24 protein-coding genes are annotated in these 26,214 nt (G+C 72.0%); 20 read left to right on the plus strand and 4 right to left on the minus strand.

Going from position 1 to position 26,214, the window contains the following annotated elements; translation table 11 throughout:
* Positions 1–2 precede the first annotated feature (2 nt).
* Positions 3–917: a cyclase family protein gene (locus tag ABZS37_RS18425; RefSeq protein ID WP_355170369.1), complete on the minus strand. Its 915-nt coding sequence runs from the start codon at positions 915–917 to the stop codon at positions 3–5.
* 1,063 nt (positions 918–1,980) lie between these two features.
* Between ABZS37_RS18425 and mfd the strand changes: the two genes are divergently transcribed.
* From mfd to ABZS37_RS18445, 4 genes are all read left to right on the plus strand, one after another.
* Positions 1,981–5,637 carry a transcription-repair coupling factor gene (mfd, locus tag ABZS37_RS18430; RefSeq protein WP_355170371.1) on the plus strand — a complete coding sequence of 1,219 codons (3,657 nt, stop codon included), beginning with the start codon at positions 1,981–1,983 and terminating at the stop codon, positions 5,635–5,637.
* A gap of 64 nt (positions 5,638–5,701) precedes the next feature.
* Positions 5,702–6,511, plus strand: coding sequence for a hypothetical protein (locus ABZS37_RS18435; protein ID WP_355170373.1), 810 nt, complete (start codon positions 5,702–5,704; stop codon positions 6,509–6,511).
* A gap of 2 nt (positions 6,512–6,513) precedes the next feature.
* A complete protein-coding gene (locus ABZS37_RS18440) occupies positions 6,514–7,506 on the plus strand; it encodes a nucleoside triphosphate pyrophosphohydrolase (RefSeq protein WP_355170375.1) in 993 nt (330 codons plus the stop codon).
* A 95-nt stretch (positions 7,507–7,601) separates the two neighbouring features.
* A complete protein-coding gene (locus ABZS37_RS18445; protein ID WP_355170377.1) occupies positions 7,602–9,221 on the plus strand; it encodes a DUF885 domain-containing protein in 1,620 nt (539 codons plus the stop codon).
* 55 nt (positions 9,222–9,276) lie between these two features.
* On the opposite strand, the gene ABZS37_RS18450 is transcribed toward ABZS37_RS18445, so the two are convergent.
* A complete protein-coding gene (locus tag ABZS37_RS18450) occupies positions 9,277–9,429 on the minus strand; it encodes a hypothetical protein (RefSeq protein ID WP_355170379.1) in 153 nt (50 codons plus the stop codon).
* Positions 9,426–10,118, minus strand: coding sequence for a hypothetical protein (locus ABZS37_RS18455; protein ID WP_355170381.1), 693 nt, complete (start codon positions 10,116–10,118; stop codon positions 9,426–9,428). The genes ABZS37_RS18450 and ABZS37_RS18455 overlap by 4 nt, the downstream gene beginning before the upstream one ends.
* A gap of 213 nt (positions 10,119–10,331) precedes the next feature.
* Here ABZS37_RS18455 and eno point away from each other — a divergent pair, with 213 nt between their 5' ends.
* The 16 genes from eno to ABZS37_RS18535 all read left to right on the plus strand — a co-directional run bounded on the left by eno (position 10,332) and on the right by ABZS37_RS18535 (position 24,158).
* Complete coding sequence (gene eno, locus ABZS37_RS18460; RefSeq protein WP_269681111.1) at positions 10,332–11,615, plus strand: phosphopyruvate hydratase; 1,284 nt, start codon at positions 10,332–10,334, stop codon at positions 11,613–11,615.
* Positions 11,616–11,648: 33 nt separating this feature from the next.
* Positions 11,649–12,290 carry a septum formation initiator family protein gene (locus tag ABZS37_RS18465; protein ID WP_355170383.1) on the plus strand — a complete coding sequence of 214 codons (642 nt, stop codon included), beginning with the start codon at positions 11,649–11,651 and terminating at the stop codon, positions 12,288–12,290.
* Between the two features lie 34 nt (positions 12,291–12,324).
* Positions 12,325–12,882 (plus strand): DUF501 domain-containing protein, encoded by a 558-nt coding sequence (locus ABZS37_RS18470; protein WP_355170385.1) that lies wholly within the window; start codon positions 12,325–12,327, stop codon positions 12,880–12,882.
* Positions 12,879–13,415, plus strand: coding sequence for an amino-acid N-acetyltransferase (locus ABZS37_RS18475; RefSeq protein WP_354995738.1), 537 nt, complete (start codon positions 12,879–12,881; stop codon positions 13,413–13,415). Before ABZS37_RS18470 ends, ABZS37_RS18475 begins: the two co-directional genes overlap by 4 nt.
* A gap of 95 nt (positions 13,416–13,510) precedes the next feature.
* Positions 13,511–14,452 carry a Ppx/GppA phosphatase family protein gene (locus tag ABZS37_RS18480; protein WP_355170507.1) on the plus strand — a complete coding sequence of 314 codons (942 nt, stop codon included), beginning with the start codon at positions 13,511–13,513 and terminating at the stop codon, positions 14,450–14,452.
* Positions 14,453–14,595: 143 nt separating this feature from the next.
* Positions 14,596–14,928 (plus strand): PadR family transcriptional regulator, encoded by a 333-nt coding sequence (locus ABZS37_RS18485; protein WP_074316865.1) that lies wholly within the window; start codon positions 14,596–14,598, stop codon positions 14,926–14,928.
* Positions 14,925–15,935, plus strand: a complete 1,011-nt coding sequence (locus ABZS37_RS18490; protein WP_355170387.1) for a hypothetical protein — start codon at positions 14,925–14,927, stop codon at positions 15,933–15,935. The genes ABZS37_RS18485 and ABZS37_RS18490 overlap by 4 nt, the downstream gene beginning before the upstream one ends.
* A gap of 131 nt (positions 15,936–16,066) precedes the next feature.
* Entirely contained in the window at positions 16,067–16,594 is a 528-nt protein-coding gene (locus tag ABZS37_RS18495; protein WP_355170389.1) for a hypothetical protein, read from the plus strand.
* A gap of 199 nt (positions 16,595–16,793) precedes the next feature.
* Entirely contained in the window at positions 16,794–17,480 is a 687-nt protein-coding gene (locus ABZS37_RS18500; RefSeq protein ID WP_354995733.1) for a dienelactone hydrolase family protein, read from the plus strand.
* Positions 17,473–18,213, plus strand: coding sequence for a uracil-DNA glycosylase (locus tag ABZS37_RS18505; RefSeq protein WP_355170391.1), 741 nt, complete (start codon positions 17,473–17,475; stop codon positions 18,211–18,213). Before ABZS37_RS18500 ends, ABZS37_RS18505 begins: the two co-directional genes overlap by 8 nt.
* Before the next feature lie 20 nt (positions 18,214–18,233).
* On the plus strand, positions 18,234–19,019 hold the full coding sequence (locus ABZS37_RS18510) for a DUF4129 domain-containing protein (protein ID WP_355170393.1): 786 nt from the start codon (positions 18,234–18,236) through the stop codon (positions 19,017–19,019).
* 58 nt (positions 19,020–19,077) lie between these two features.
* The gene (locus ABZS37_RS18515) at positions 19,078–19,662 is read left to right on the plus strand and encodes a hypothetical protein (protein ID WP_355170395.1); all 585 of its coding nucleotides are present in this window, start codon (positions 19,078–19,080) and stop codon (positions 19,660–19,662) included.
* The gene (locus ABZS37_RS18520) at positions 19,662–20,669 is read left to right on the plus strand and encodes a MoxR family ATPase (protein ID WP_355170397.1); all 1,008 of its coding nucleotides are present in this window, start codon (positions 19,662–19,664) and stop codon (positions 20,667–20,669) included. Before ABZS37_RS18515 ends, ABZS37_RS18520 begins: the two co-directional genes overlap by 1 nt.
* On the plus strand, positions 20,669–22,111 hold the full coding sequence (locus ABZS37_RS18525) for a DUF58 domain-containing protein (RefSeq protein WP_355170399.1): 1,443 nt from the start codon (positions 20,669–20,671) through the stop codon (positions 22,109–22,111). Before ABZS37_RS18520 ends, ABZS37_RS18525 begins: the two co-directional genes overlap by 1 nt.
* Before the next feature lie 49 nt (positions 22,112–22,160).
* Entirely contained in the window at positions 22,161–22,724 is a 564-nt protein-coding gene (locus ABZS37_RS18530; RefSeq protein WP_355170401.1) for a hypothetical protein, read from the plus strand.
* A gap of 102 nt (positions 22,725–22,826) precedes the next feature.
* Positions 22,827–24,158, plus strand: a complete 1,332-nt coding sequence (locus ABZS37_RS18535) for an NAD(P)/FAD-dependent oxidoreductase (RefSeq protein WP_355170403.1) — start codon at positions 22,827–22,829, stop codon at positions 24,156–24,158.
* A gap of 108 nt (positions 24,159–24,266) precedes the next feature.
* Here ABZS37_RS18535 and ABZS37_RS18540 read toward each other — a convergent pair whose 3' ends face one another.
* On the minus strand, positions 24,267–26,126 hold the full coding sequence (locus ABZS37_RS18540; RefSeq protein ID WP_355170405.1) for a hypothetical protein: 1,860 nt from the start codon (positions 26,124–26,126) through the stop codon (positions 24,267–24,269).
* Between the last annotated feature and the right edge of the window lie 88 nt (positions 26,127–26,214).

The following is a 26,214-nucleotide window of genomic DNA, read 5'->3' on the forward strand; positions in this document are numbered from 1 at the left end:
GCTCAGGCGCCGACGACGGCGAAGGCGCGGACCGGGAAGGTGCCCATGCCGGCCACCATCGGTGGGGCCGCGGTGAACCGGAACCCGCTCGGCGGCAGCGCGTCCAGGCCGGTCAGGTGCTCCACGATGGGGATGCCGGCGGCGAGCAGTGTGCTGTGCGCGGGGCGTACGCCTCCGGCCGCCGGGCTCATGTCGTCGATGTTGATCGAGTCGATGCCGACCAGAGCCGCACCGGCGTCGGCCAACGCCTGGGCGGCGTCCCCGGTGAGGTACGGCGCTTCCGGCGCGCCGTACCGCTCGGTGCCGAAGTGCTCATCCCACCCGGTGTGCAGCAGCACCGCGCGCCCGGCCACCTCGTACGGTGCCAGCATCAACCGGTCCACGGCCCGGGTGTCGGCCGGCACCCGCACCACCACCCCGGGTAGGTCGGCGAGCCGGTCCAGCGACACCCCGGTCAGGTCGTCGCCGCCGGCCCAGCGATGGGCGGGAGTGTCCACGTACGTGCCGGTGTTGGCGATCATGTCGATCCGGGCAACGTGGAACTCGGTGCCCGGCGCATAGTTCGCCCGGGACGCCGCGAAGGTCAGCCAATCGTCGATCCGCGGCCCCGGCCAGCCGGGCAGGGTGGTCATCCCGTCGCTGATCACATGGCTCAACTCGACCAGCCGACGACCGGTGCCGGAGCCGCCGCCGACGACGCCCCGGCCGCCCTTGTGCGGCTCCTCGATGATCGTCTTTGCGCCGATCCGGACGTCGGCGACCATCAACAGCCCGAGATGCCGGACGAACAACGCCGCCAGGTCGTCGTCGGTGATCTGCTGCCCCGGAATGTCCAGCCGGAATCCCTCGGTGCGCAGCCCGCCGCCGTTGGCGAAGCTCACCTCCGCGTCGAACTGTGCCCGCCACTGCTCACCCATCCCGACACCCGACCACGAAGCCCAGCCATCGTCAAGATCCACGCCCGGGTCCGGTCGCCCCTGATCGGGTCGCCCCTGGCCCAACCGCCCCTGGTCCGACCGCCCCTGGTCCGACCGCCCCTGGTCCGACCGCCCCTGGTCCGGTCGCCGCGGGTCGGGTCGCTCCTGGTCGGGTCGCTCCTGGTCGGTCCGCTCCTGGTCGGGCCGCCACGGGTCCGGCCGCCACGGGTCCGACCGCCCCGGGTCCGGTCGGTGCTCGCCCGAACGCCCCTGGTCGGGTCGCCCCTGGTCCGGGTCGCCCCGGGTCCCGTCGCCACGGCCCGGTCGGTGCTCGCCCGACCGCGCTGTCGCCTGCGGTCCGCGTCCTCGAGCCCGCCAGATCGCGCTAACCGGGGGAGATCGCGCTCGATCCAGGAAAGAGTGCGATCCGCCGGCTCCGAGGCCACTACATCCTGGATCGAGCGCGATCTTGACGGACGGTGCCCGCTGGCGGCAGTGCGACCGCCCCTTCGGGGCGGTTACGTGTGCGCTCGGCGGGGTCGAGCCGGCTGGCCTCCGGCCTCCGCGGGCACCCGCACGCCGACAAGATCCGCACATCGTCAGGGGAGCCGCTGTTCTCCCGCCCACCGGACCAAGATCCACACAACATCGGGGAAACTGCTGCCTCCCGCGTCCCGGAAGCAGCAGTTTCCGGGAAGTTGCGCCGATCTTGTTCCGGTGGGCGGGGCGGGCGGGCAGGCCGGGCGGGGCGGCCCGGCGGTGGAGCGGGCAGGCGGGCGGGCAGGCCGGGCGGGGCGGTCCGGGGGCGGGGTGGGCAGGCGGGGCGGGCAGGCAGGCCGGGCGAGGCGGCCCGGCGGCGGGCGGGCAGGCCGGGCGGGGCGGCCTGGCGGCGGAGCGGACAGGTCGGGGGCGGGTAGTTGGGCGGGGTGGGCGCGATGCGACGCGGACCTGCGCGGAAGGGGGTGCGTGTCGGTGGGCGGGGATAGGCTGGTTGTCGTGCACCCCCCGTCCGACTGGACGAGGGGCCGCCGTCGTGTGCGTCGACTCCCCTGGAAGGATTCCCTTGCTCACCGGACTGTTCTCCGCCGCCCTGGCCGACCCGGGGCTGGCCCGGGCGCGTGACCTGGCGCGCTCCGGTGCCGCCCAGGTCGACGGCCTCGACATCACCGCCCCGGCGGCGCTGCGCCCGTTCGCGGTGGCCGCCGTCGCGGCCGACCCCGACGGCACCGGCAACGGCAAGAACGGGGGCGGGGCCGGGCGGCCGGTGCTGGCGGTGACCGCCACCACCCGTGAGGCCGATGACCTGGCCGCCGCTCTGGGCGGGTTGCTCCCGGCGGAGCAGGTGGTGGTCTTCCCCTCCTGGGAGACGCTGCCCCACGAGCGGCTCTCCCCACGCTCGGACACGGTGGGCCGCAGGCTGGCCGTGCTGCGCCGGCTGGCGCACCCTGACTCGGCCGACGCGCACGGCAGCACCGGTCCGCTGCGGGTGGTCGTGGCTCCGGTCCGCTCGCTGCTCCAACCGCAGCTCAAGGGGCTCGGCGACCTGGAGCCGGTGCAGCTCGCCGCGGGCGAGGAGGCCGACCTGGAGGAGGTCGCCCGCCGGTTGATCGACATGGCGTACGCCCGGGTCGACCTGGTCACCAAGCGCGGCGAGTTCGCGGTGCGTGGCGGCATCCTGGACGTCTTCCCGCCCACCGACGAGCACCCGTCCCGGGTCGAGTTCTGGGGCGACGAGGTGGAGGAGATTCGCACCTTCGCCGTCGCCGACCAGCGGACCATCGAGCAGGTTCCGCTGCTCTGGGCACCGCCCTGCCGTGAGCTGTTGCTCACCCAGCCGGTCCGCGACCGGGCCGCCGCGCTCGCCGAGCAGCACCCCGAGCTGGCCGAGATCCTGGACAAGCTGGCCGAGGGCATCCCGGTGGAGGGGATGGAGTCGCTGGCACCGGTGCTGGTCGGCCCCGACTCGCTGGAGCTGCTGCTGGACGCCATGCCGGCCGGCACCCATGTGCTGCTCTGCGACCCCGAGCGGATCCGCACGAGGGCGCACGATCTGGTGCGTACCTCGGAGGAGTTCCTTCAGGCCAGCTGGGCCGCCGCCGCGGTCGGCGGCCAAGCCCCGGTGGACGTCGGCGCTGCCGCCTTCCGCACCCTGGGCGAGGTCCGCGCCACCGCCGGCAAGCTCGGTCAGCCGTGGTGGACGCTGTCCCCGTTCGGCCTCGTCGAGGCGGAGACGGCCGAGACGCGGCAGCCCTGGGAGGACGCGCCGGAGCAGACCGCCGTCACCCCGGACGACGCCATCGCGGTGACCCTGTCCGCTCAGCCGGCCCCGCTCTACCACGGCGAGACCACGCGGGTGGTCGACGACCTCAAGCGCTGGGCCGGCGAGGGCTGGTCGATCGCGTTGGTCTTCGAGGGGCACGGCCCTGCCCAGCGGGCAGTGGAGGTGCTGCGCGACGCCGGCCTGGGCGCCCGGCTCACCGACGAGGTGCCGACAGCGCCCGCACCGGGCGAGCTGGTGGTCACCTGTGGTGCGCTGAGCAGCGGGTTCGTCGACGAGGCGTCCCGCTTCGTGCTGCTCACCGGCAACGACGTGACCGGCGGTCGAGGCACCTCGACCCGGGACATGCGCAAGATGCCGAGCCGGCGGCGCAACACCATCGACCCGCTGGAGCTGAAAGCCGGCGACCACGTGGTGCACGAGCAGCACGGCATCGGCCGGTACGTGGAGCTGGTGCAGCGCACGGTCAACGGCGCCAGCCGCGAATACCTGGTCATCGAGTACGCGGCCAGCAAGCGGGGCCAGCCCGGCGACCGACTCTTCGTCCCGACCGACCAGCTCGACCAGCTCTCCCGCTACGTGGGCGGCGAGCAGCCGACCCTGCACAAGATGGGTGGCTCGGACTGGCAGAAGTCCAAGGCTCGGGCCCGTAAGGCGGTCCGGGAGATCGCCGCGCAACTGATCCAGCTGTACGCCGCCCGCAAGGCGTCGAAGGGCCACTCGTTCGGTCCGGACACCCCGTGGCAGCGGGAGCTGGAGGACGCCTTCCCCTGGCAGGAGACACCGGACCAGCTCGCCGCGATCGACGAGGTCAAGCGGGACATGGAGCAGACCGTCCCGATGGACCGGCTGATCTGCGGCGACGTCGGCTACGGCAAGACCGAGATCGCGGTCCGGGCGGCGTTCAAGGCGGTGCAGGACGGCAAGCAGGTGGCGGTGCTGGTGCCGACCACGTTGCTGGTGCAGCAGCACTACAACACGTTCGCCGAGCGGATGAGCCAGTTCCCGGTCCAGATCCGGCAGCTGTCCCGGTTCCAGACGCCGAAGGAGACCGAGCGGACGCTGGAGATGGTCGCCGACGGCACCGTCGACATCGTCATCGGCACCCATCGGCTGCTCCAGACCGCCACCCGGTTCAAGCAGCTGGGTCTGGTGGTCGTGGACGAGGAGCAGCGGTTCGGTGTCGAGCACAAGGAGCACCTGAAGACGCTGCGCGCGTCGGTCGACGTGCTCAGCATGTCGGCCACCCCGATCCCACGGACCCTGGAGATGGCGATCACCGGCATCCGGGAGATGTCCACCATCGCCACCCCGCCGGAGGAGCGGCACCCGGTGCTCACCTTCGTCGGCGCGCAGGACGACCGGCAGGTGGCCGCGTCCATCCACCGCGAGTTGCTTCGCGACGGGCAGGTCTTCTACCTGCACAACCGGGTCGAGTCGATCGACCGTGCGGCGCGGCGGTTGCGGGAGCTGGTGCCCGAGGCGCGGGTCGCGGTGGCGCACGGGCAGATGGGCGAGGAAGCCCTGGAGAAGGTCATGGTCGGCTTCTGGGAGAAGGAGTTCGACGTTCTGGTCTGCACCACGATCGTCGAGTCGGGCATCGACATCCCGAACGCCAACACGCTGATCGTGGAGCGGGCCGACCTGCTCGGTCTGGCCCAGCTGCACCAGATCCGCGGCCGGGTCGGCCGAGGCCGTGAGCGGGCGTACGCGTACTTCCTCTATCCGCCGGAGAAGCCGCTCACCGAGCACGCCCACGAGCGGTTGGCGACCATCGCGCAGCACACCGAGCTGGGTGCCGGCATGTACGTGGCGATGAAGGACCTGGAGATCCGGGGCGCCGGCAACCTGCTCGGCGGCGAGCAGTCCGGGCACATCGAGGGCGTCGGCTTCGACCTGTACGTGCGGATGGTCGGCGAGGCGGTCTCCGCGTTCAAGGGTGAGCGGTCGGAGGAGGAGCCCGACGTCAAGATCGACCTGCCGATCGACGCGCACCTGCCGCACGACTACGTGAGCGTGGAGCGGCTGCGCCTGGAGATGTACCGCAAGCTCGCCGAGGCGCGCGACGAGGAGCGGCTGCACGAGGTGATCGCCGAGATGACCGACCGGTACGGCGAGCCTCCCGCCCCGGTGCAGAACCTGGTGGAGGTGGCCCGGTTCCGCCTGCTGGCCCGCCGGTACGGCCTGACCGACGTGACCATGCAGGGCAAGCACGTGCGGTTCGGGCCGCTGCCGCTGCCCGACTCCAAGCAGCTACGGCTGAAGCGCTACCACCCGGACGCGGTCTACAAGCAGGCCAACGACCAGGTCAGCGTGCCCCGGCCGAGCACCCGTCGGATCGGCGGCGAGCCGCTGCGTGACCAGGCGCTGCTGCAGTGGTGCGCCCAACTGCTCTCCGATGTGCTGGGGGCCCCCGCCCCGCTGGCCGTCGCGGCGGGGTGAGGTGGGGGTCAGGGTGAGGTGGGGGCCGTCACAGCACGGGAGAGGGCATGAGAGAGTGGCGGGCATGCGTGCTCGCCGTGTGATCGCCGCCGCCAGCGTCGCGGCCCTGGGTGTCCTCTCCCTCGCTGCCTGCGGCAAGTCCGCACCGGACGTCGCCGCGTACGTCGGTGACACCACCTACTCGCTGGAGCGGGTCGACGAGATCTACTCCGACGTGCAGGCGAAGTTCGGCGACGCGGTCCGGCAGGAGGCCAGCCAGGCCAGCGCGACGCCCTCACCGGAGCAGCTGCGCTCCGCCGTCACCCGGCAGGACGTGGTGAACCTGCTGGTCAGCCTGGAGCTGGGCAAGCGGGTCGCGGCGGCGAAGAACCTCCAGGTGCCCGACGAGGTGACCCCGCAGCAGTTGGAGCAGAACCTGCGGGTGCCGGCCAGCACCGAGTACGCCAAGCTCTGGGGCGAGTGGATCGACCTGCTCCAGGTGCTCAACCAGCAGCTTCCGCCGGCCGACCTGAGCGACGACTCGATGATGGCCGTCTACCAGGCCCTCGCCAAGACCGGCGCGATCCAGGGCGGGATGTCGGTGGCCGACGTCCGCCGCGCGTTCGGTGACGGCGGCTTCGTCCGCGCCGCCACCGCGCTCAGCACCGCGCTGGAGGAGGAAGCGACCAAGGCGGACGTCTCGATCAACCCGCGCTACCGGGCGATCGGGGTGCCGTCGGTGGTGAGCACCGGCCAGTCGCTGGTCTTCTACTCGCTCCCGTACATCAACGAGGCCGGCCCGGTCACCGACATCTCCACTCCGGAGCCGCTGCGGTCGAGTGACGCCCCGGACGCCGAGGGCACGCCCCAGGACGACGAGGGCACGGCCAGCTGAGCATGACGGCACGGATCGTCCTCCTGGTCACCTCGCCCCGGCTGCCCGCCGGTCTGCTGACCTCCGCAGCCTGGGACGTCGTACGGCAGCACCCGGTGCTGACCGGCGCGGAGAGTGAGCTTGTCACGGCCGTGCGCCAGGCGGGCGCTGAGGTCATCGTGGTGGACGGCCCGGCGACGCAGCCGCTGCTGGACACGGTCGCGGCGCACGGCACGGCGGTCTGGCTGGCTGGCCCGGCGGGCGACGAGGCGCTGGCCCGGGAGTTGGGTCTGCGGCTGGCCCGGGAGCCAGGGCTGGCCGAGATGGAGCTGATGTACGGCTCGTGGGATCCGCCGGGCGCGCGGCTGCTCGACGCGGTGGCCGTGCTGGACCGGCTGGCCTCGCCGGGAGGCGACCCGTGGAAGCGGGCGCAGACACACCGCAGCCTCGCCGGTTACCTGCTGGAGGAGAGCTACGAGGCGTACGACGCGATCAGTGCCGACGACACCGACGCGCTACGCGAAGAGTTGGGCGACGTGTTGCTGCAGGTGGTGTTGCACGCGCGGCTCGCCGAGGAGTTGCCCGAGGACGAGCGGTGGACCATCGACGACGTGGCGGGTGGCCTGGTCGACAAGATGATCCGGCGTAACCCGCACGTCTTCGCCGGTGCGGAGGCGGGCACTCTGGAAGAGATCACCGAGAACTGGGAGCGGATCAAGCGCGCGGAGAAGGCGCGTAACTCGGTGCTGGACGGCGTGGCACTGAGCCAGCCCGCACTGGCCCTGGCCGCGAAGATTCTGGACCGCGCCGCCCGCATCGGTCTGGCGGTCCCGCCGCCACTTGCCGATACCCAGGTAGACGCCGAAGCACGACTGGGCGCCAGCCTCCTGACCACGGTCGCGACAGCCCGCCAGGCGGGAATCGACCCCGAGGCGGCCCTCCGCCGCACCACCCTCGCCTACGCCGAGGCGATCCGCGCCGCCGAAGCCCACCCCGCACCCCCCGACCCGAGTTGATCAAGAGGTTCGCGTCAGGATCCGGCGGGGAACTGACGCAAACCTCTTGATCAACCCCAGCGTGCGGGGATCCAGCGGTCGGTAGGGTGGGCCGGGTGGAAGCGTTTGGGGTGCTGGCTGAGCGGGTTGTCGAGGCTTTACTGGAGTCGCGGCCGGGGGTTGCTACCGCTGCGGGGGATCATCGGTTCGACGACCGGCTTCCCGATTTGTCCGCCGATGGTGTGGCCTCCGATCGGGCGATGCTCTCCGACGCGGCCAACGCGCTGTCCGAGTTGGACCCGGACTCGCTCGACGTCGACGAGCAGGTCGACCACGCGCTGCTCAGCTCCTTCGTGGATCGGGAGCTGTTCGAGCTGACCGAGATCCGGTCGCACGAGTGGGACCCGCTACGCCACAACCCCGGCCCGCTGCTGCACCCGCTGCTGGCCCGCTCGTACGCCCCGCCGGAGGTGCGGCTGACCCAGCTCGCCGGCCGGCTCGCCGCCGTACCGGATGCTCTCGCCACCGCTCGCGCGACGCTGCGGGACATGCCGCGGATCCATGCGGAGACGGCGGTCGGGCAGTTCACTGGCACGGCTGCGCTGATCCGCGACGAGCTGCCGGCGTTGCTCGCGCAGGCGCCGAGCACCCTGGACCGGGTCGAGCCGGCGGCGACCGCGGCGATCGCCGCGCTGGAGGAGTTCGTCGCCTGGCTGCGTGTCGGCCTGGCCGCCGACGCCGGCCCCGGCCGTGACCCGCGACTGGGCCGGCGCCGTTGGGAGGCTCGGCTCTGGCACACGCTGGACACCGAACTGGGCGCCGCCGAGATCCAGCGCCGCGCCTGGGCCAACCTGGACCGGGTCACCGCGGAGATTCGCGAGGCGGCCGTCGAGCTGGTCGGCGGCCCGGCCGACGACGCGGCCGTACGCCGGGCGCTGGACGTGCTCGCCGCCGAGCACCCGAACGACGGGACCATCGTCGAGCTGGCCGGGGTGACCCTGGACGAGGCAACCGACTTCGTCCGCACGTACGACCTGGTCACCCTGGTCGACGACCGGTGCGTGGTCCAGGAGATGCCGGAGTTCGCCCGGGGCGTCGCGGTGGCGTACTGCGACGCGCCCGGCCCGTTGGAAACCGCGACCGTGCCCACCTTCTACTGCATCGCGCCCACCCCTTCCGACTGGCCGGCGCATCGGGTCGAGTCGTTCTACCGCGAATACAACGACCACATGATCCGCAATCTGACGGTGCACGAGGCGATGCCGGGGCACTTCCTCCAGCTCGCCCACGCCCGTCGCTACGTCGGTGGCACCCGGGTCCGGGCGCTGGCCGAGTCCGGCCCGTTCATCGAGGGCTGGGCGGTGTACGCGGAGGAGCTGATGGTGGGGCTCGGCTATGGCGGCCTGCCGGTGCGGTTGCAGCAGCTCAAGATGCAACTACGGATGACCATCAACGCGTTGCTCGACCAGTTGGTGCACGCCGAGGACCTGCCCGAGGCCGAGGCGATGGCGTTAATGACCGGGCGCGGCTTCCAGGAGGAGGGCGAGGCGGCCGGCAAGTGGCGCCGGGCGCAGCTCACCTCCACGCAGCTCTCGACCTACTTCGTGGGTTACAGCGAGGTCGCCGAGATCGCCGCCGCCCGTCCGGAGGGCGTGTCGGTCCGCGACTGGCACGACGCGATGCTCGCCCACGACTGCCCGCCCCCGCGCCACCTACGCACCCTGCTCGGCGTCTGACGCGCCGCCCGCCGGTCGTGGCCGCGGACGTCACGGCCGGTGGCGATCGCGGCGGTCAGCGCCGTCCGGCGGTCACCGTCGCGTCGATCAGGCAGCGCGAGATGGAGTACGCGGGCGGCAGCTCCGCCGGCAGCGCATCCACGCCGAACCACTGAGCCTTGGTCAGCTTCTGGCCGTCGACCACCGGCTCGGCCGTTGGGCCGGTCACGAGCCGCCGGGGCGGCGGTCCACGACACCGGCGTCGGCGGGCGGGTCGAACGCGCTGTTGTCGACCGTTGCGGAGTAGCTGCTCAACGCCAACTCCATCGGCTTGCCGTCGACCGGCCCGGTGAAGCTGCCGAGCACGCCCTCGGTGGTCACGCAGGCGGTGAAGTCGCCGGACGAACTCTGCACCTCGACGCAGGTCGCGTGGCGCCCGGCGACGGTGGTGTCGCTCTGCTTGATGACCGCCTGCGGATCGAGTGCGGCGGCGCTCAGAAGCCCGACCACCACCGGGGGGGTGACGAGGCCCTGCCGATTGGCCTCGCCGAAGAGCGTCACGGTGGGCTTGCTGCCCGGGGTGGGTGGGGCGACCAGCGTGCACTCGGGGCGGGCGCCGGTCGTCGTACACCGGGTGATGGCCTCCGGGGTGACGGTGAGTCGCCCGCCCGGGTAGGTGTACGCGGAGCGGGCCGGGTCCTGCGCCTGCGCGATGGCGGCGCTCTGGCCGCCGGGGAGCTGGTAGTCGGCCGAGTAGGTCAACTCCAGCGCCCGGTCGAGCCGGGCGGCGATGTCGTTGACGAGTTCCGAGCGACCCATGGCGACTCCGGCGTCCTCGAATGTCTGACAGCCGGTGACGGTGAGCGACGCGATGACCGACACGGCGAGCATGCGGAGGGTGGTCGAGGCGGCGGGCATGGCGACCAGCCTGGTGGATCTGGTCCGCGCAGCGCAAACCCGTTGCCGGTTGACGCCCGGAAATCCGGGAATGTCCGTCAGTGCGGGGCGACTCGGGTGCGCGGGCGACGCCGTGCCCGTTCGCGCCGCCCGATACGCTGCGTTCAACACCTGCCTCAGCCGCACCGTCGCGGCCCACCCACGGACCGGATCACAACAACGAGGAGCGACTTAGTGGCAACCATCGAGGGAATCGTCGCCCGGGAGATTCTCGACTCGCGGGGCAACCCGACGGTCGAGGTCGAGGTCGGTCTGGACGACGGCACGGTCGCCCGCGCCGCCGTGCCCTCCGGCGCCTCCACCGGCGCCTTCGAGGCGATCGAGCTGCGCGACGGTGACGCCGACCGCTACCAGGGCAAGGGCGTGGAGAAGGCGGTCTCCAACGTCGAAGACAAGATCGTCGACCAGATCATCGGGTACGAGGCCAGCGAGCAGCGGCTGATCGACCAGAAGATGCTCGACATCGATGGCACCGACAGCAAGTCGGAGCTGGGCGCGAACGCCATCCTCGGGGTCTCGCTCGCGGTGGCGAAGGCCGCTGCCGGCAGCGCCGAGCTGAGCCTCTTCCGTTACCTGGGCGGCCCGAACGCGCACCTCCTGCCGGTGCCGATGATGAACATCCTCAACGGTGGCGCGCACGCCGACTCGAACGTCGACATCCAGGAATTCATGATCGCGCCGATCGGCGCGCCCACCTTTCGTGAGGCGCTGCGCTCGGGCGCGGAGGTCTACCACGCGCTGAAGTCGGTGCTGAAGAAGAAGGGCCTGTCGACGGGGCTCGGCGACGAGGGTGGCTTCGCGCCGAACCTGCCGACCAACGCGGCGGCCCTGGACCTGATCGCCGAGGCGGTCGAGAAGGCCGGCTACCGGCTCGGCACCGACATCGTGTTCGCGCTCGACGTGGCGGCCACGGAGTTCTTCGACAACGGCACCTACACCTTCGAGGGTGCCGCGAAGTCCGCCGAGGACATGAGCACCTACTACACGAAGCTGGCCGACGAGTACCCGATCGTGTCGATCGAGGACCCGCTGGCGGAGGACGACTGGAGTGGCTGGCAGACGCTGACCGCCTCGATCGGCGACCGGGTGCAGATCGTCGGTGACGACCTGTTCGTGACCAACCCGCAGCGCATCGCCCGCGGTATCGCCGAGAAGTCGGCCAACGCGGTGCTGGTCAAGGTCAACCAGATCGGTTCGCTGACCGAGACCCTGGACGCCGTGGACCTGGCCCACCGGGCCGGCTTCAAGTGCATGATGAGCCACCGTTCCGGTGAAACCGAGGACACCACCATCGCCGACCTGGCGGTGGCCACCGGCTGCGGCCAGATCAAGACCGGCGCACCGGCCCGTTCGGACCGGGTCGCCAAGTACAACCAGTTGCTCCGGATCGAGGAGGAGCTGGCCGACGCGGCGCGCTACGCTGGTGCGGGCGCGTTCCCGCGCTACCGTTCCGCCTGAGACGCGCATAAGCCTCGGGGGAGGGGTGTGACGATGCAGCAGCGCCGCACACCGGGTGGTCAGCGTCCCGCCCGCCGGCCGGGTCAGTCCGGTCGGCCGGGCGGCGGGCGCGCCACGCGGGGATCGGTCCGGGAGGCCGGCGTACGCGCCGAGCCGCGGGGTGCCGCTGGTCGGGCGCCGGGCGCGGCCCGGGGCGCCGAGGGCGTCCGTTCCGCGAATCGTCCGGCCGCCGCTCGGCGTACCGCCGCCGGTGGTGCCGTGAAGCGGCTCGCCGCACCCAACCCCCGTCGCTTCACCGGCCGGGCCACGGTGCTGTTCGCGGTCCTGATCGCGCTCGCCCTGGCCTACACCTACCCGGTCCGGGTCTACCTGGACCAGCAGGCCGACATCGAGCGGATGGAGGCGGCCCAGGCGGTGCAGGAGGCGGAGATCGCCAAGCTCGCCGCCGAGGCCGCCAACTGGAACGACAAGGCGTTCATCGAGACCAAGGCCCGGGAGCGGTTCTTCATGGGCCGGCCGGGCGAGAAGATGATGGTGGTGCTGCACGACCCGGAGGGCGCCGCCCGGGATGCCGGGAAGTCGGCCGGTTCGGCCGCCCCGACCGGGCCAGCGACCTGGTACGACACGCTCTGGTCGAGCGTGCAGGCGGCGGACAGCCAGCAGCCGGGTAAGTGATCCACCGATCAGCGCACCAGGAGAGATGGGCACCGTGACTGTCGTACCACCGCCGGAGTCGGCGGCGGATTCCGTACCCCTGCCGCAGCGGGAGCCGGCGACCGAGGCCGACCTGGCCGCGGTGGCCGCGCAGCTCGGCCGGACTCCCCGTGGCACCCGGGCGGTCGCCCACCGGTGCCCGTGTGGCCTCCCGGACGTGGTGGAGACGACCCCCCGCCTCGCCGACGGCACACCGTTTCCGACGCTCTACTACCTGACCTGCCCCCGGGCCACCGCGGCGTGCAGCCGACTGGAGTCGGCGGGGCTGATGAAGGAGATGGCGGACCGGCTGACGGCGGATCCCGAGTTGGCCGCCCACTACCGTGCCGCGCACGAGGACTACCTCGCCCGTCGAAAGGCGATCGGCGAGGTGCCGGAGATCGCCGGTATCTCGGCCGGCGGGATGCCGGGCCGGGTGAAGTGCCTGCACGTGCACCTGGGGCACGCGTTGGGCGCGGGCCCCGGGGTGAACCCGTTCGGCGACGAGACGTTGGAGCTGGTCGAGCCCTGGTGGACGGCCGGCCCGTGCGTGGACGTGCCGGCGGGCGAATGAGCGCGCAGGCCGGGTCCTCGGCACCCGAGAGTCAGATTCTGGTGCGGCGGGCCCGTACGGGGGATGTGCGGGGCATCCGGCGGCTGGTCGACACCTACACCGACGATCGGCGGCTGCTGAGCAAGGCCACCGTCACCCTCTACGAGCAGGTGCAGGAGTTCCGGGTAGCGGTCCGGGCCGAGGACGGTGCCGTGGTGGGCTGCGGTGCGCTGCACGTGATGTGGGAGGACCTGGCCGAGATCCGTACGGTCGCGGTGGATCCGTCCTGCCGGGGCCGACGGATCGGGCACCGTCTGGTCGGCGAGCTGATCGACGCTGCCCGGGAGTTGGGCGTGGCGCGGATCTTCGTGCTCACCTTCGAGACGCAGTTCTTCGGCGCGTTCGGGTTCCAGGCGATCGACGGCGCACCGGTGCCGCAACCGGTGTATGAGCAGCTGCTGCGCTCGTACGACGAGGGTGTCGCGGAGTTCCTGGACCTGGAGCGGGTCAAGCCGAACACGCTGGGCAACACCCGGATGCTGCTACGCCTGTAGTCAGGACCGCCGGGTCTGGAGTCGGTCGCCGCCGCCCGGCCAAGCCGCCGGGTGGCCGATCGCCCTGCCGTAAGGTTGCTGCCGTGACGACGCGTGTGGCGGCCATCGACTGCGGGACCAACTCGATCCGACTGCTGGTCGCCGACCTGCCCGAGGAGTCGGCCGGGTCGCAGGCGCCGCTGGTCGACCTGACCCGGCGGATGGAGATCGTCCGGCTGGGCCAGGGTGTGGACCGCACCGGCCGGCTGGCACCGGAGGCGATCGAACGGACCCGGGTGGCGCTGGCGTCGTACGCCGCCGACATCGAGAAGCTGGGTGCGGATCGGGTCCGGATGTGCGCCACCTCGGCCTCGCGGGACGCGGCCAACGCCGCCGACTTCACGGACATGGTGCAGCGCACCCTGGGCGTCGCGCCCGAGGTGGTCACCGGCGACGAGGAGGCCCGGCTGTCGTTCACCGGCGCGGTGCGCGGGCTGCCGGCCGACGCGAAGGAGCCGTTCCTCGTCGTCGACATCGGCGGCGGTTCCACCGAGTTCGTGGTCGGTGACCGGGCCGCCGGGGTGCGTGCGGCGATCTCGGTGGACATCGGCTGTGTCCGGATGACCGAGCGGCACCTGCCCGGCGACCCGCCGACGCCCGACCAGGTCGCCGCCGCGCAGGCCGACATCGCGGCTGCGGTGGACCGGGCGCTCGCCGTGGTGCCCGGCCGCGAGGCGGCCACCCTGGTCGGCCTCGCCGGGTCGGTCACCACCGTGGTCGCCATCGCGCAGGGCCTGCGGGAGTACGACCCGGAGCGCATCCATCACGCGCGGGTGTCGTACGAGGCGGTGGCTCAGGTGACCGCGGACCTGCTGGGTCAGACCCGTGAGCAGCGGTTGGCGACCCCGGTGATGCACCCGGGCCGGGCCGACGTGATCGGCGCGGGCGCGCTGGTGCTCCGCGTGATCATGGAGCGGTCCGGGATGCCGTCGGTGGTCGCCTCGGAGCACGACATCCTCGACGGCATCGCCTGGAGTCTCCAGCCAGCGTCGAACTAGGTGGGGTTGATCGACTCCACCTCGCCGATATCGCGGCATCCGAGTCATCAGGAAACCCCGATATCGGCGATCTTGTGTTGATCATCGCGCGAGCGGGCGAGTTTCGTTGACGGTACTTCGCATTACACAGTAGTGTGCAGTGCGTGGACACCACACAGTTGCTGAAGGGCGTGCTCGATCTGGCCGTCCTGGCCGTGCTCCGGGAGGAGGACGGCTACGGCTACGACATCCTGCGCCGGCTTCGCGAGGCCGGCCTGGAGGAGGTCGGCGACGCCTCGGTCTACGGGACGCTGCGCCGCCTCTTCGCCGCCGGCCTGCTCACCACCTACGTCGTGCCGAGCGAATCCGGGCCGCACCGCAAGTACTACTCACTCAACGCCGCGGGGCGTGACCAGTTGACCCGCTCCGGCAAGCTCTGGCGCTCGTTCGCCACGACCATGGACAGTCTGCTCGACGATCGGGGGATGGCGGCATGACCGTCATGGGGCAGGAGATCAACGACTACGTGGCGCGGGTCCGGGCCGCTCTGGCCGACCTGCCGCCCACGCAACGCGACGAACTGACCGAGGATCTTGCCGACCACCTCACCGAGGTCGCCGCCGAGTCCGAGGGCACCCTCGTCGAGCGGCTGGGCGAGCCCGAGACGTACGCCGCCGAGCTGCGCGCCGCGGCCGGCGCCGCCCCGGGCGGCGGGCGCAATCTCGACCAGAAGGTCGCCACCGCGGTGGTCCGGGTCCGCAGCCAGCTGCGCGAGATCGACGCCCGGCTCGGCCCACCCCTGGGGTACGCGACGGCCAGCGACTTCCTCCGGTTGCTGCGCCCCGGTTGGTGGGTGCTGCGCGGCTACCTGGCGGCGATGCTGATCACGGTGCTTTCCACCGGTGGCAGCTACGGTCTGCTGCCCCGCTTCGGTGGCGAACTGCTCGCCGGCATGGTCATGCTGGTCGGCTTCGTGCTCGCCTCCATCTGGCTCGGCCGCCGCTCCGCCCGGCTGACCCGCTGGCCGCGTTGGGCGCTGCACACCGGCAGCCTGGTGCTGGTGGCCTTCGCGCTCGCCGCGCTGGCCAACGCGGAGAACCGGCTCGGCTACACGGACTACTACTACGACCAGACCTCGGTGGACAGCCAGTACGGCCAGATCCGGGACGTCTTCGTCTACGACAGTGAGGGCCGGCTGGTGGAGAACGCCCGGCTCTTCGACCAGAACGGAAGTCCGATCAGGCTCGGTTATCCGGACTGCCAAGGCCCCGTCGACGAGTACGCCAACCCGCTGCTGCGGCCGTACCCGTACTGCCCGGGCCAGGCGCCCTTCGGGCCGCGCGCCCCGGGCGTGCCTGTGCCACCCGCGGCGCCGACCACCACGCCGGGGCCGACCACGACGCCGACCAGCACGCCGACCAGCACGCCGGAGCCGACCGGAACGGCCACCGGTCAGCCCACTGCAGACCCGACCGTGACGCCGACCCCCACCCCGACGAGCTGAACCTGCGGTGTGAACTGGATCATGCGTACGAAGCTGGGAAATAGCTGAACGGACGAGGCGAGCGGGACGGCACCAGAAATCAATGATCGTTATGGTGTCGTCTGCTCATCAACCCCTCGGAAGGAACCCCCGTGTCAGAGCAGGTCGCACCGCCCCCCGCGCCCGACGCCGCACCACCCCAGCCGGCCGTCGAGACGCCGCAAGCGGCCGCGCCGCAGCCGACCGCGCCGCAGCCGACCGCGCCGCAGCCGGTCGAGCCGGAGGCGAAGAAGTCCGGTGCGAAGAAGGCCCTCGGCATCGTCGGCGCGATCCTCGCGATCGTCGTCGTCGCCGGCCTGAAGTTCGGCGTCGCCTCGGCGATCGGCAACTACTTCAACAAGGACGAGACCGCTGCCGCCAAGGCAGGCGACTGCATCGCCGAGCTGCCCGAGGTCACCGGCACGGAGCAGGAGGAGGTCGACGGCGCCAAGGTCGTCGAGTGCACCTCCACCGACGCCGCGTACAACGTGGTCGGTCGGGTGGACGACCAGACCGAGGCTCAGGCCAAGGCCGACACCGCCTGTAACCAGTACCTCAAGGAAGACGAGGAGGGCTACATCTTCTCCAGCATCGAGCCGGGCAAGACGGGCTATGTGCTCTGCCTGACCAAGAAGGCCTGACCGGAGCGGTAGATCACCATCGACGGCGGCGGGAGCGAACCCCGCCGCCGTCGGCGTACCCAAAGTCACCGACGGGCGAACGGGAGGTGAATGCCACTGTTCCGGTGTCTTCCCGGCGGCGGCGTGGCATGGCAGGCTACCGGCACGTAGGACCACTGGGCGACCAGCCAACGATGACTGACCGCTAGGAGGACGGCCCATGGGCGAGATGGTGAGCTACCGCAGCAACGGGGGCGCGAGCGAGGGGTATCTCGCGATACCCGCCAGTGGCCTGGCCAGCCCCGCCGTCATCGTCATCCAGGAGTGGTGGGGCCTGGTCCCACACATCCGGTCGGTCGCGGACCGGTTCGCCGAGGCCGGCTTCGTCGCCCTCGCCCCGGACTTCTACCACGGTGAGACGACAAGCGAGCCGGACGAGGCACAGCGTCTGCTGCTGGCGATGCGGATGGACGAGGCGGCAAAGGACATCGCCGGCGCGGCCGACTATCTCGCGGGGCGGCCCGAGGTCACCGGCAAGGTCGGTGCGGTGGGCTTCTGCGCCGGTGGCAGCCTGGCCCTCTGGTCGGCCACCATCTCCGAGCGGATCGTCGCCACCGCTGGCTTCTATCCCGTGTTGCCCTGGGAGTCGATGCGCCCCGACTGGGCCGACTACGCCGGCAAGGCCGCGATCATCCACTGCTCCGAAGAGGACGGCACCTCGGCCGACGAGGGCGTACAAACCGCCCGCCGGGCCATCGAGGAAGCCGGCGGCGACTGCCACCTCTACGACTACCCGGGCACCTCGCACGCCTTCTTCAACGATGACCGGCCGGAGGCGTTCGACCAGCGCGCCGCCGCCAGCGCCTTCGCCCGCACCCTGGAACTCTTCCGGGCCAAGCTTGGTTGAGTCGCGTACCCCCGAGCAGGTGGTCGCCCGCGCCGCGCGGGCGACCGACCTGGCCGACCTCGACGCGGCGGTGAGCGACTGTTTCGCCTGCCCTCGACTGGTCCGGTGGCGGGAGGAGGCCGCTCGCACCCGCCGAGCCGCCTTCCGCGACCAGGAGTACTGGGGCCGGCCGGTGCCAGGCTTCGGCACCGGCGACGCGCGGATCGCCATCCTCGGGCTGGCGCCCGCCGCGCACGGTGGCAACCGCACCGGCCGGATCTTCACCGGCGATCGGTCGGGTGACGTGCTGTTCGCCGCGCTGCACCGGGCCGGGCTGGCCAACCAGCCGACCAGCGTCGCCGCCGACGATGGGCTCGCCCTGCGGGACATCCGGATCTTCTCGGCTGTCCGATGTGCGCCGCCGGACAACAAGCCCACCCCGGAGGAGCGGGACACCTGCGCACCCTGGGTGCACCGCGAGGTCACGCTGATCCGGCCCACGCTGCGCGTCGTGGTCGCGCTGGGCGCATTCGCCTGGGCCGCGTGGTGGCCGGTGCTACAGCAGGTGTACGGGCAGCGCCCGCCCAGCCCGCGACCGGCGTTCGGTCATGGGGCACACTGGTCCGGCACGGACGCCCCGGAGTTGCTGGGCTGCTACCACGTCAGCCAGCAGAACACCTTCACCGGGCGGCTGACACCACAGATGCTGGACGACATCTTCGGCCAGGCTAAACAGCTGGCCGGAGTGGACTGAGAACGCGTGGGGCGGTGGCGATGAGAGACGGAACACGCCTGCCCGCGTCGTCCCCGGCCGCCGAGCCGGGGGTGTTGCGCCCGGTGCTCGGCCTGCTTCGCCGGTGGTGGCCGGTCGGCGCGGTCACCGCCCTGCTCGCCGGTGCCGCGCTGGCGTCCGCCCACTCGTCGATCGGGGCCAGCCGGATCCCGCCAGCCGCCGACAATGTTCCCTGGGTGCCCGAGTACCCGACCGCCGAGCCGGCGCGGTCCATCCCCGTCGAGCCGCGCGACGCCGGCGAGGCGACCCAGGCGGACATACCGCAGTGGATCGCGACCGTGGCGATGGTTCTGCTCGGGTTGGCCATCCTCGCCGTGCTCGGCTACCTCTCCTGGATCCTGATCCGGGGCGCGCTGCGGCGTACCACCCGCGCGTTGCCGGCGCAGCGCGCCCGGCGTTCTGCCGAGGGCACCGCCCGTGAGGTGGTCGCCGCCCTCGACGCCGGCCTGGTGGAGCTCGACGATCGCGACACCGACCCCCGGGTGGCGGTGATCGCCTGCTGGGTGCGCCTGGAAGAGGCCGCCGCCACGGCCGGTGTTCCACGGCTCGCCGGGGACACCCCCACCGACCTGGTCAGCCGGCTGCTGCGCGGTGACCCGGCGGCCGGGGTGCCGGCGATCGTCAGCACCGACGTGCTGGCCGAGTTCGCGTACGTCTACCGGGAGGCCCGGTACGCCACCCGCCCGATCGACGAACGCACCCGCGACCAGGCCCGCGCGGCGCTACGCCGGCTGCGCGGAGAGCTCACCGCGGTGGTGACCCCGTGAGCGCGAGGAGTGAGCCGGGTTTGCGAGCCCCGCAGTCGCGAACCGAAGGCGGCTGCGCATGAGCAGCACCAGCATCGACGACCTGCTCGCGTTCGAGGAGGAGGCGGCGCCGGCAGGCCCGCAGCCGCGCCGCTCTCGCGCCCGGCCGGTGCTGCGCTCGCTCGCCTGGGCCGCCGCGGTGGTCGCGGTGCTGCTCGTCGGCCTCCGCGCGGTCGGCCTGCAGATCTCGCTGCCGGTACTCATCGCCGGGGTGCTCGCCGTGCTGGCGGTCCGCCGGATCACCGCCCTGCTCGCACCGCCACCCCCGCAGCCGGCCGGTGGCCGGGTCGTGACGGGCGAGGAGGACGGCACCTACAACTGGGATACCCGGGACGCGCTGCGTACCGCGATCAATCGCTGGGAACGGCCACTGGACTGGTCCACGACCCGAGCCGAACGTTTCACCGACGTGGTCCTGCCCCGGCTCGGTGAACTGGCCGACGAACGGATGCGCCTGAAACACGGCGTCACCCGTGAGTCGGATCCGGCCCGAGCCCGTGTCCTGCTGGGCGACCGGCTCTGGACGTTCCTGGAGATCCCGCCTCGCCGCACCCCGTCGCCGCGCGATCTCGCGGCGATCGTCGCCGAACTGGAGAAGATCTGATGAACGACGTGGACCGGAGCATCGCCCCCGCCGAGGTCGGCCACCTGGCTCGGGCGGTGCTGGACGCGGTCGGCACCGTCGTGGTCGGCAAGCGGGACGCGTTGGAGTTGGTCCTCGCTGGCATCCTGGCGGGCGGGCACGTGCTTCTGGAGGATCTGCCGGGGCTGGGCAAGACGCTCACCGCACGCTCGTTCGCGCAGGCGCTCGGGTTGGATTTCCGCCGGTTGCAGTTCACCCCGGACCTGCTTCCCGCCGACGTCACCGGCTCGTTCCTCTACGACCAGCGCAACGGCGACTTCACCTTCCGGGCCGGCCCGCTCTTCACCAACCTGCTCCTCGCCGACGAGATCAACCGGACGCCCCCGAAGACCCAGTCCGCGCTGCTGGAGGCAATGCAGGAAAAGCAGGTCTCGGTGGAGGGTGTGACCTACAAGCTGGACGAGCCGTTCCACGTGTTGGCCACCGCCAACCCCATCGAGTACGAGGGCACGTACCCGTTGCCCGAGGCGCAGCTGGACCGGTTCCTGCTGCGGGTCTCCTTCGGTTACCCGCAGCCGGAAGAGGAATGGGAGGTGCTGCGCCGTCGGATGAGCCGTCGCCGCGAGGAGGCGGAGATCAAGGCGGTGGTCGACGCGGCCACGCTGCGGGCCATGCAGGCCGCCCTTGAGGACGTGGTGGTCGAGGACTCCATCGGCCGCTACATCGTGTCCCTCACCGCGGCCACCCGGGAGCACCCGTCGGTGCTCGTCGGTGCCTCGCCTCGCGGTTCGCTGGCGCTGCTGCTGCTGGCCCGGGTCCGCGCGGTGTTCGGCGGACGGGACTACGTCGTGCCGGAGGACGTCAAGGAGGTGGCGGCACCCGCCCTGGCCCACCGGATCACCCTGCGCCCGGAGATGTGGTTGCGCCGGGTCGATCCGGCGTTCGTGGTCGGCGAGGTGCTGGAGGCGACTCCCGCCCCGGCGAGTGGCGCGTTGCCCAGCTACGCCGACGGCGGGCTCCGGCGCTGATGACCGGACCGACCGTGCCGCAAGCCACCGAGCCCGAAGCGGCTGCCGGCTGGGCACCCACGCCGGCGCTCGGCCGGGCGGTGCTGCTCGCCGGCCTGCTGCTGGTGGGAGGGGTGCTGCTGGGGCGGGTGGACCTGATCGTGCTGGCCGCCCCGTTCGCGCTCGGCACCGCGTACGCGCTGCGTCGACGGCCCACGGCGCTGCCGCAGGTGTGGATCACCCCGGGTGACGGCGGGCCGCTGGTCGAGGGCGGCGAGATGACGGCGGCGGTGAGCGTCGGCAACCCGGACACGGTCGACTACGACCTGGTGGTGCTGCGTTCCCGGGCGTCGCCGTGGCTGCGGATCGAGCGGGCCGGCTTCGCCCGCGACGAGGTCGTCGACGACGTGCCACCGGCCGCCACGACGTCGGCCGGCGGCGCGGCTCCGGCCAGTGGCGTCGGTCGTTCCGTCATCGACCGGCCGTTCGTGACGTCGGTGCCCACCGGCTCGGCGGTGGACCTGGAACTGGCCGGCCGTGCCCTGCGCTGGGGCCGGCACCCGATCGGCCCGGCCGGTGCCCGGGTCGCCACGGCGGGCGGCCTGCTGGTCTCCCGGGCGGTGATCACCGAGCCGGTCCGGGTGCGGGTGTACCCACGTACCGAGCCGTTCGAGGCGGTGGAGGCGATGCCCCGCGCCGCCGGTCTGGTCGGGGCGCACCACTCCCGTCGGCCCGGCGAGGGCGGCGAGCTGGCCGGCGTACGGATCTTCGGCCCCGGGGACCGGCTGCGCCGTATCGACTGGCGGGTCTCGTTGCGCACCCGGCAGTTGCACGTGGCCTCCACCCTCTCCGACCGTGACGCGGAGGTGGTGGTGCTGCTCGACGTGCTCGCCGAGGCCGGCCGCTCCGGCGGGGTTGACAGCGCCGCCTCGGTGCTCGACACCACCGTCCGGGCCACCGCGGCGATCGCCGAGCACTACCTGCACCGTGGTGACCGGGTGTCCCTGCTGGAGTACGGGCCGGCAGCCCGACGGCTGCGTCCAGCCGCCGGGCGTCGTCAGTACCTGACCGTTCTGGAGTGGCTGCTCGACGTACGCGTCCGAGCGTCCTCGCATGAGCCGTACGACCAGGTTTTCGGCCCGCAACTGCTCTCCTCGGACGCGCTGGTGGTGGTGCTCACCCCACTGTTGGACGAACGGTCGGCGCAGATGCTCGCCCGGCTGACCCGCGCTGGGCGCTTCGTGGTGGCGGTCGACACGTTGCCGACGAACCTGTCGTCGCCGAAGGACCGGGGTTGGGCCGAAATTGCGTACCGCCTGTGGCGCCTGGATCGGGAGATCATGATCGGGCAGCTTCGGGAGCACGGCGTACCGGTGGTGCGCTGGGCTGGCGCCGGCAGCCTGGACCAGGTGCTGCGGGACGTGGCCCGGTTGGCGATGGCACCACGGGTGGGTGGGCGGTGAGCGCGAACGGCGAGGCGGGAGCGGTGAGCGCGAACGAGGGCAGGCGCAGATGATCGACGTCGTAACCGGGCGGGTCCGGGCGGCCCGGACCGCTGTCGCCCAGATCAGCGCCGCCCCGCTGATGGTTCGGGCCGGGATCTTCGTCACCGTGTTTGCCGGGTTCGCCCTGGCGTTCCCCGCCGAGGTGCTTTCCGGCCGGCCGATCCTCTTTCTGGCGGTCGCCGCGCTCCTGCCCGCGTTCGGCCCGCGGCGGATCTGGGTGACCTTCACCGCGCTGGTCACGGTCGGCGGCTGGCTGCTCGCCACCGACGGGTACGGCCGCCCGGTCGCTCTCTGGCGGCTGCTCGCCCTCGCCGCCCTGCTCTACCTGGGGCACACCCTCTGCGCGTTGGCCGCACTGCTGCCGTACAACGCGGTGGTGGACCCTGAATTGATCACCCGGTGGTTGCTGCGGTCGGCCGCCGTCCTGCTGGGCACCGCCGTGCTGGGGGTGCTGTTGTTGCAGGCCGCAGGGATCGGTGGGGAAACCGGATATCAGTGGGTCACCGTGCTGGGGCTGCTGGTGGCCGTGGGGACAGCGGGGTTGCTGGGTTGGCTGCTGCGACGTCGATAACCGCTGTGACCTGAGGGTTAGGCAGGTCACATAGGTTGTGCTCCGTCACAGATGGGGGGCGCGAGCGGGATTACCTGAGCCGGCCGGGGAAAGATAGATGACGTGAATCCGAAGCGGATCCTTGTGGTTGGTGCCGGGCACGTCGGTCTGTACGCCGCCCTGCGCCTGTCGAAGAAGCTCAGCTCCCGTGAGGCTGAGGTCATGGTGGTCGATCCCCAGCCGCACATGACCTACCAGCCGTTCCTGCCTGAGGCGGCGGCGGGCAACATCTCCCCGCGGCACTCCGTGGTGCCACTGCGGCGGGAGTTGCGCCGGTGCAAGGTGGTGGCCGGCACTGTCACGCGGATCGAGCACGACCGCAAGGTGGCCACCGTGCAGCCGATCAGCGGCCCGGCCCGGGAGATCACGTACGACCACGTGATCGTGGCCCCGGGCTCGGTCTCCCGCACCCTGCCGATCCCCGGCCTGCACGAGCAGGGCATCGGGTTCAAGACCATCGGCGAGGCGATCTACCTGCGCAACCACGTGCTGGACCGGCTCGACGTGGCTGCCGCGACACCGGACCCGGACGTCCGCCGTTCGGCGCTGACCTTCACCTTCGTCGGCGGTGGGTACGCCGGCATCGAGGCGCTCGCCGAGATGGAGGACATGGCTCGCGACGCCCTGCGCTACTACCCGGAGCTCAAGCAGGACGAGGTTCGCTGGGTGCTGGTCGAGGCCACCCAGCGGGTGCTGCCCGAGGTCGACCGGGACATGGGCGCCTACACCGTCCAGCAGTTGCTGAAGCGGAACATGGACATCCGGCTCGACACCCGGCTCGAGTCCTGCGTCGACGGGGTGGTCAAGCTCTCCGACGGTGACAGCTTCCGGTCCGACACGATCGTCTGGACGGCCGGCGTGAAGCCGTCGCCGATGCTGGACGCGACCGACTTCCCGCGCGACGACCGGCGGCGGATCACCTGCCTGCCCACTCTTCAGGTGGTCGACGGCGACCGGGTGGTCGAGGGCGCGTGGAGCGCCGGCGACTGCGCCGCTGTGCCGGACCTGACCAAGGAGCCGGGCAACTTCTGCTCGCCGAGCGCGCAGCACGCGGTGCGCCAGGCCGCGCGGATGGCCGACAACATCGCGGCCGTGGTCCGGGGCCGCGAGCCGGTCGACTACAAGCACAAGCACGTCGGCAGCGTCGCGAGCCTCGGCCTGCACAAGGGCGTCGCCCAGGTGTACGGGATCAAGATGACCGGCTGGCCGGCCTGGGTCATGCACCGGACGTACCACATGAGCCGGATCCCGTCCTTCAACCGCAAGGTCCGCGTCGTGGTGGACTGGTCGTTGGCGTTCTTCCTCAAGCGTGAGGTGGTCGCCCTGGGCCAGCTACACGACCCCCGCGAAGAGTTCGTAGAGGCGTCCCAGCCGGTAGGCGCCCCCCGCGTCTGACCCGCCCCACCCACACCCCGCCGATCTTGCACTTTCGGACGCCCTGATGCGCCTTGGCGCCCAGTTCGTCCGGGCAGTAAGTGCAAGATCGGCGGGGTTGGTCGTGGGTCAGACCCGCCAGATCCAGGCGTCGGCTATGCGCGTGGCGGGGCCGTAGAGCTGTTCCAGGGTGGCTCGCAGGCTGTCGGCGTGTGGAGCGTCGTCGGTTAGCGCCACGCAGGATGCGCCCCAGAAGTCCGCGTCGCGGGCGGCCTGACGGCGCTGCTCGTCGCCGATGGCCGGTTGGTCGCCGCGGCGGGCCACGTCCGCCAGCAGTGCGGAGGTGGGCTGCTTGAAGGTGCCCATCGCCGCGGTGCCGCCCCGCCCGTAGGGGCCGATGAAGAACCCTTCCGGCAGACCGAAACCGGCGCCGGCGGCGGTTGCCCAGCGCATCGGCCAGGGCTCCTTCGGTGTGGGCAGCGGCACCGGGACCAGCACCCCGCCGGGGGGTACGCACTGCCGCCAGTGACCGCCGGTGACGAATTCCGGCACGGCGGGCCGTGCGGCGGTCGGCAGGGGGGCCGGGAAGATCGGCAGCAGTGCGGCGCCGACAGCCAGCGGCACCAGCCGCCGCGCCCGACCGGTGCTGCGCAGCGCCCGGTCGACCGCCAGCACCAGCAGCGTCGCGACGATCGGCAGCAACGCCAGCGCGAACCGCATCGGCAACGCGCCGTCCACCACCGGTAGCCCGCCGATCAGGGCGTACGGGCCGGGAAGCGCGGTCCTGGTGCCGCCGAGCACCACCTCCGGGCCGAGCGAGAGCGCACCCATCACCAGGCCCGCCACGACGCAGGCGAAGACCAGCCGGCGTCGCCCGACCCAGATCGCGCAGGCGGCGGTGACCAGGAGCAGGGGCCAGCCGAGGAAGGTGTTGTACTCGGCCGGGCCGGTGGTCAGCCGGGCGGATTGGTCGCTGCCGGCCACCGACAGTGGGGACACCGTCCACCAGCTGCTCAGGTCGGCTGAGAAGTAGGCCGGAGTGAACATTCCGTCGGCGACCCCCTGCGGCCCGGCGAACTGGAACCACAGCGGATAGCCGAGCACCAGCAGGGCAAGCCCGGCGGCGATGGCGAGCCCACTGGCGAAGCCGGGCAGCGCCCGTCGGGCGAGGTCCCGGTCCGTCACGGCGTAGCTGATCGCCATCACCAGCAGCGTGACGGCGGCGAGGAAGAGCACCTCCTCGCCGATGAAGACCTGCGCGGTGACCGTGGCGGCCAGCCCCGCCGCGGAGGTGAACATCCGCCGGCGATCCGGCCCGGAGGGACGGGTGCGACCGGTCCTGCGGGGTGTCACGGCTCCCGGGTCGGACGCCCGCAGCAGTCTGAGCACCAGCCAGACGATCACCGGCACCAGCCACTGGGCGGTCATGTGCAGGTGGCTGTTGGTCTGGGAGACCATGCCCGGGCCGAACCCGCACAGCCCTCCGCCGAGCGCGGCGGCGAGCCGGCGGGCGCGCAGTGTCCGGTGGAACAGCAGGTACCAGGCGAGAGCGGTGCCGGCGAGGTTCGCGCCGGCGATAAGCGCGAAGGTGACCGGCGCACCCAGCAGCAGGGTGACCGGCGCGAAGACGATTCCGAGCGCCATCACCGTGGTGTTGGCCATCAGGTTGACGCCGTCGGGGGCGTTGAGCAGGTCGGTGAGCAGACCGAAGTCGCCGAGCAGCGCGCGGGCGTCGACCGCCAGGAACCACTCGTAGAGGGCCTGGTCCTCCGGGTTGAGGGCCAGCGTGCGGCCAGCCGGATCGGGCCAGAGCCCGTGGGTGAGCCAGCCGGCCAGCACCGCGCAGATCAGAGCGACCAGCAGGTCCGCCCGGTGTCGGTGGACGGCGGCCAGCAGCCGGGTGGCCCGGGACCCGCGGCTGACCCGATCGGCGAGGCGGAAGGCCTGCTCAGGGGCGGCGTCGGGGGCCGTGGGGGCTGCGCTGCTCACGGCATCGACCCTAATGTGGCCAGGCCGGCGGGGTACGCCGGGTCGTCGTAGACCGGCTACGGTGACACTGCACGGTGCGTGTCGACGC

The organism is Micromonospora sp. NPDC005413, assembly GCF_040606435.1.
Taxonomy (GTDB): Bacteria; Actinomycetota; Actinomycetes; order Mycobacteriales; family Micromonosporaceae; genus Micromonospora.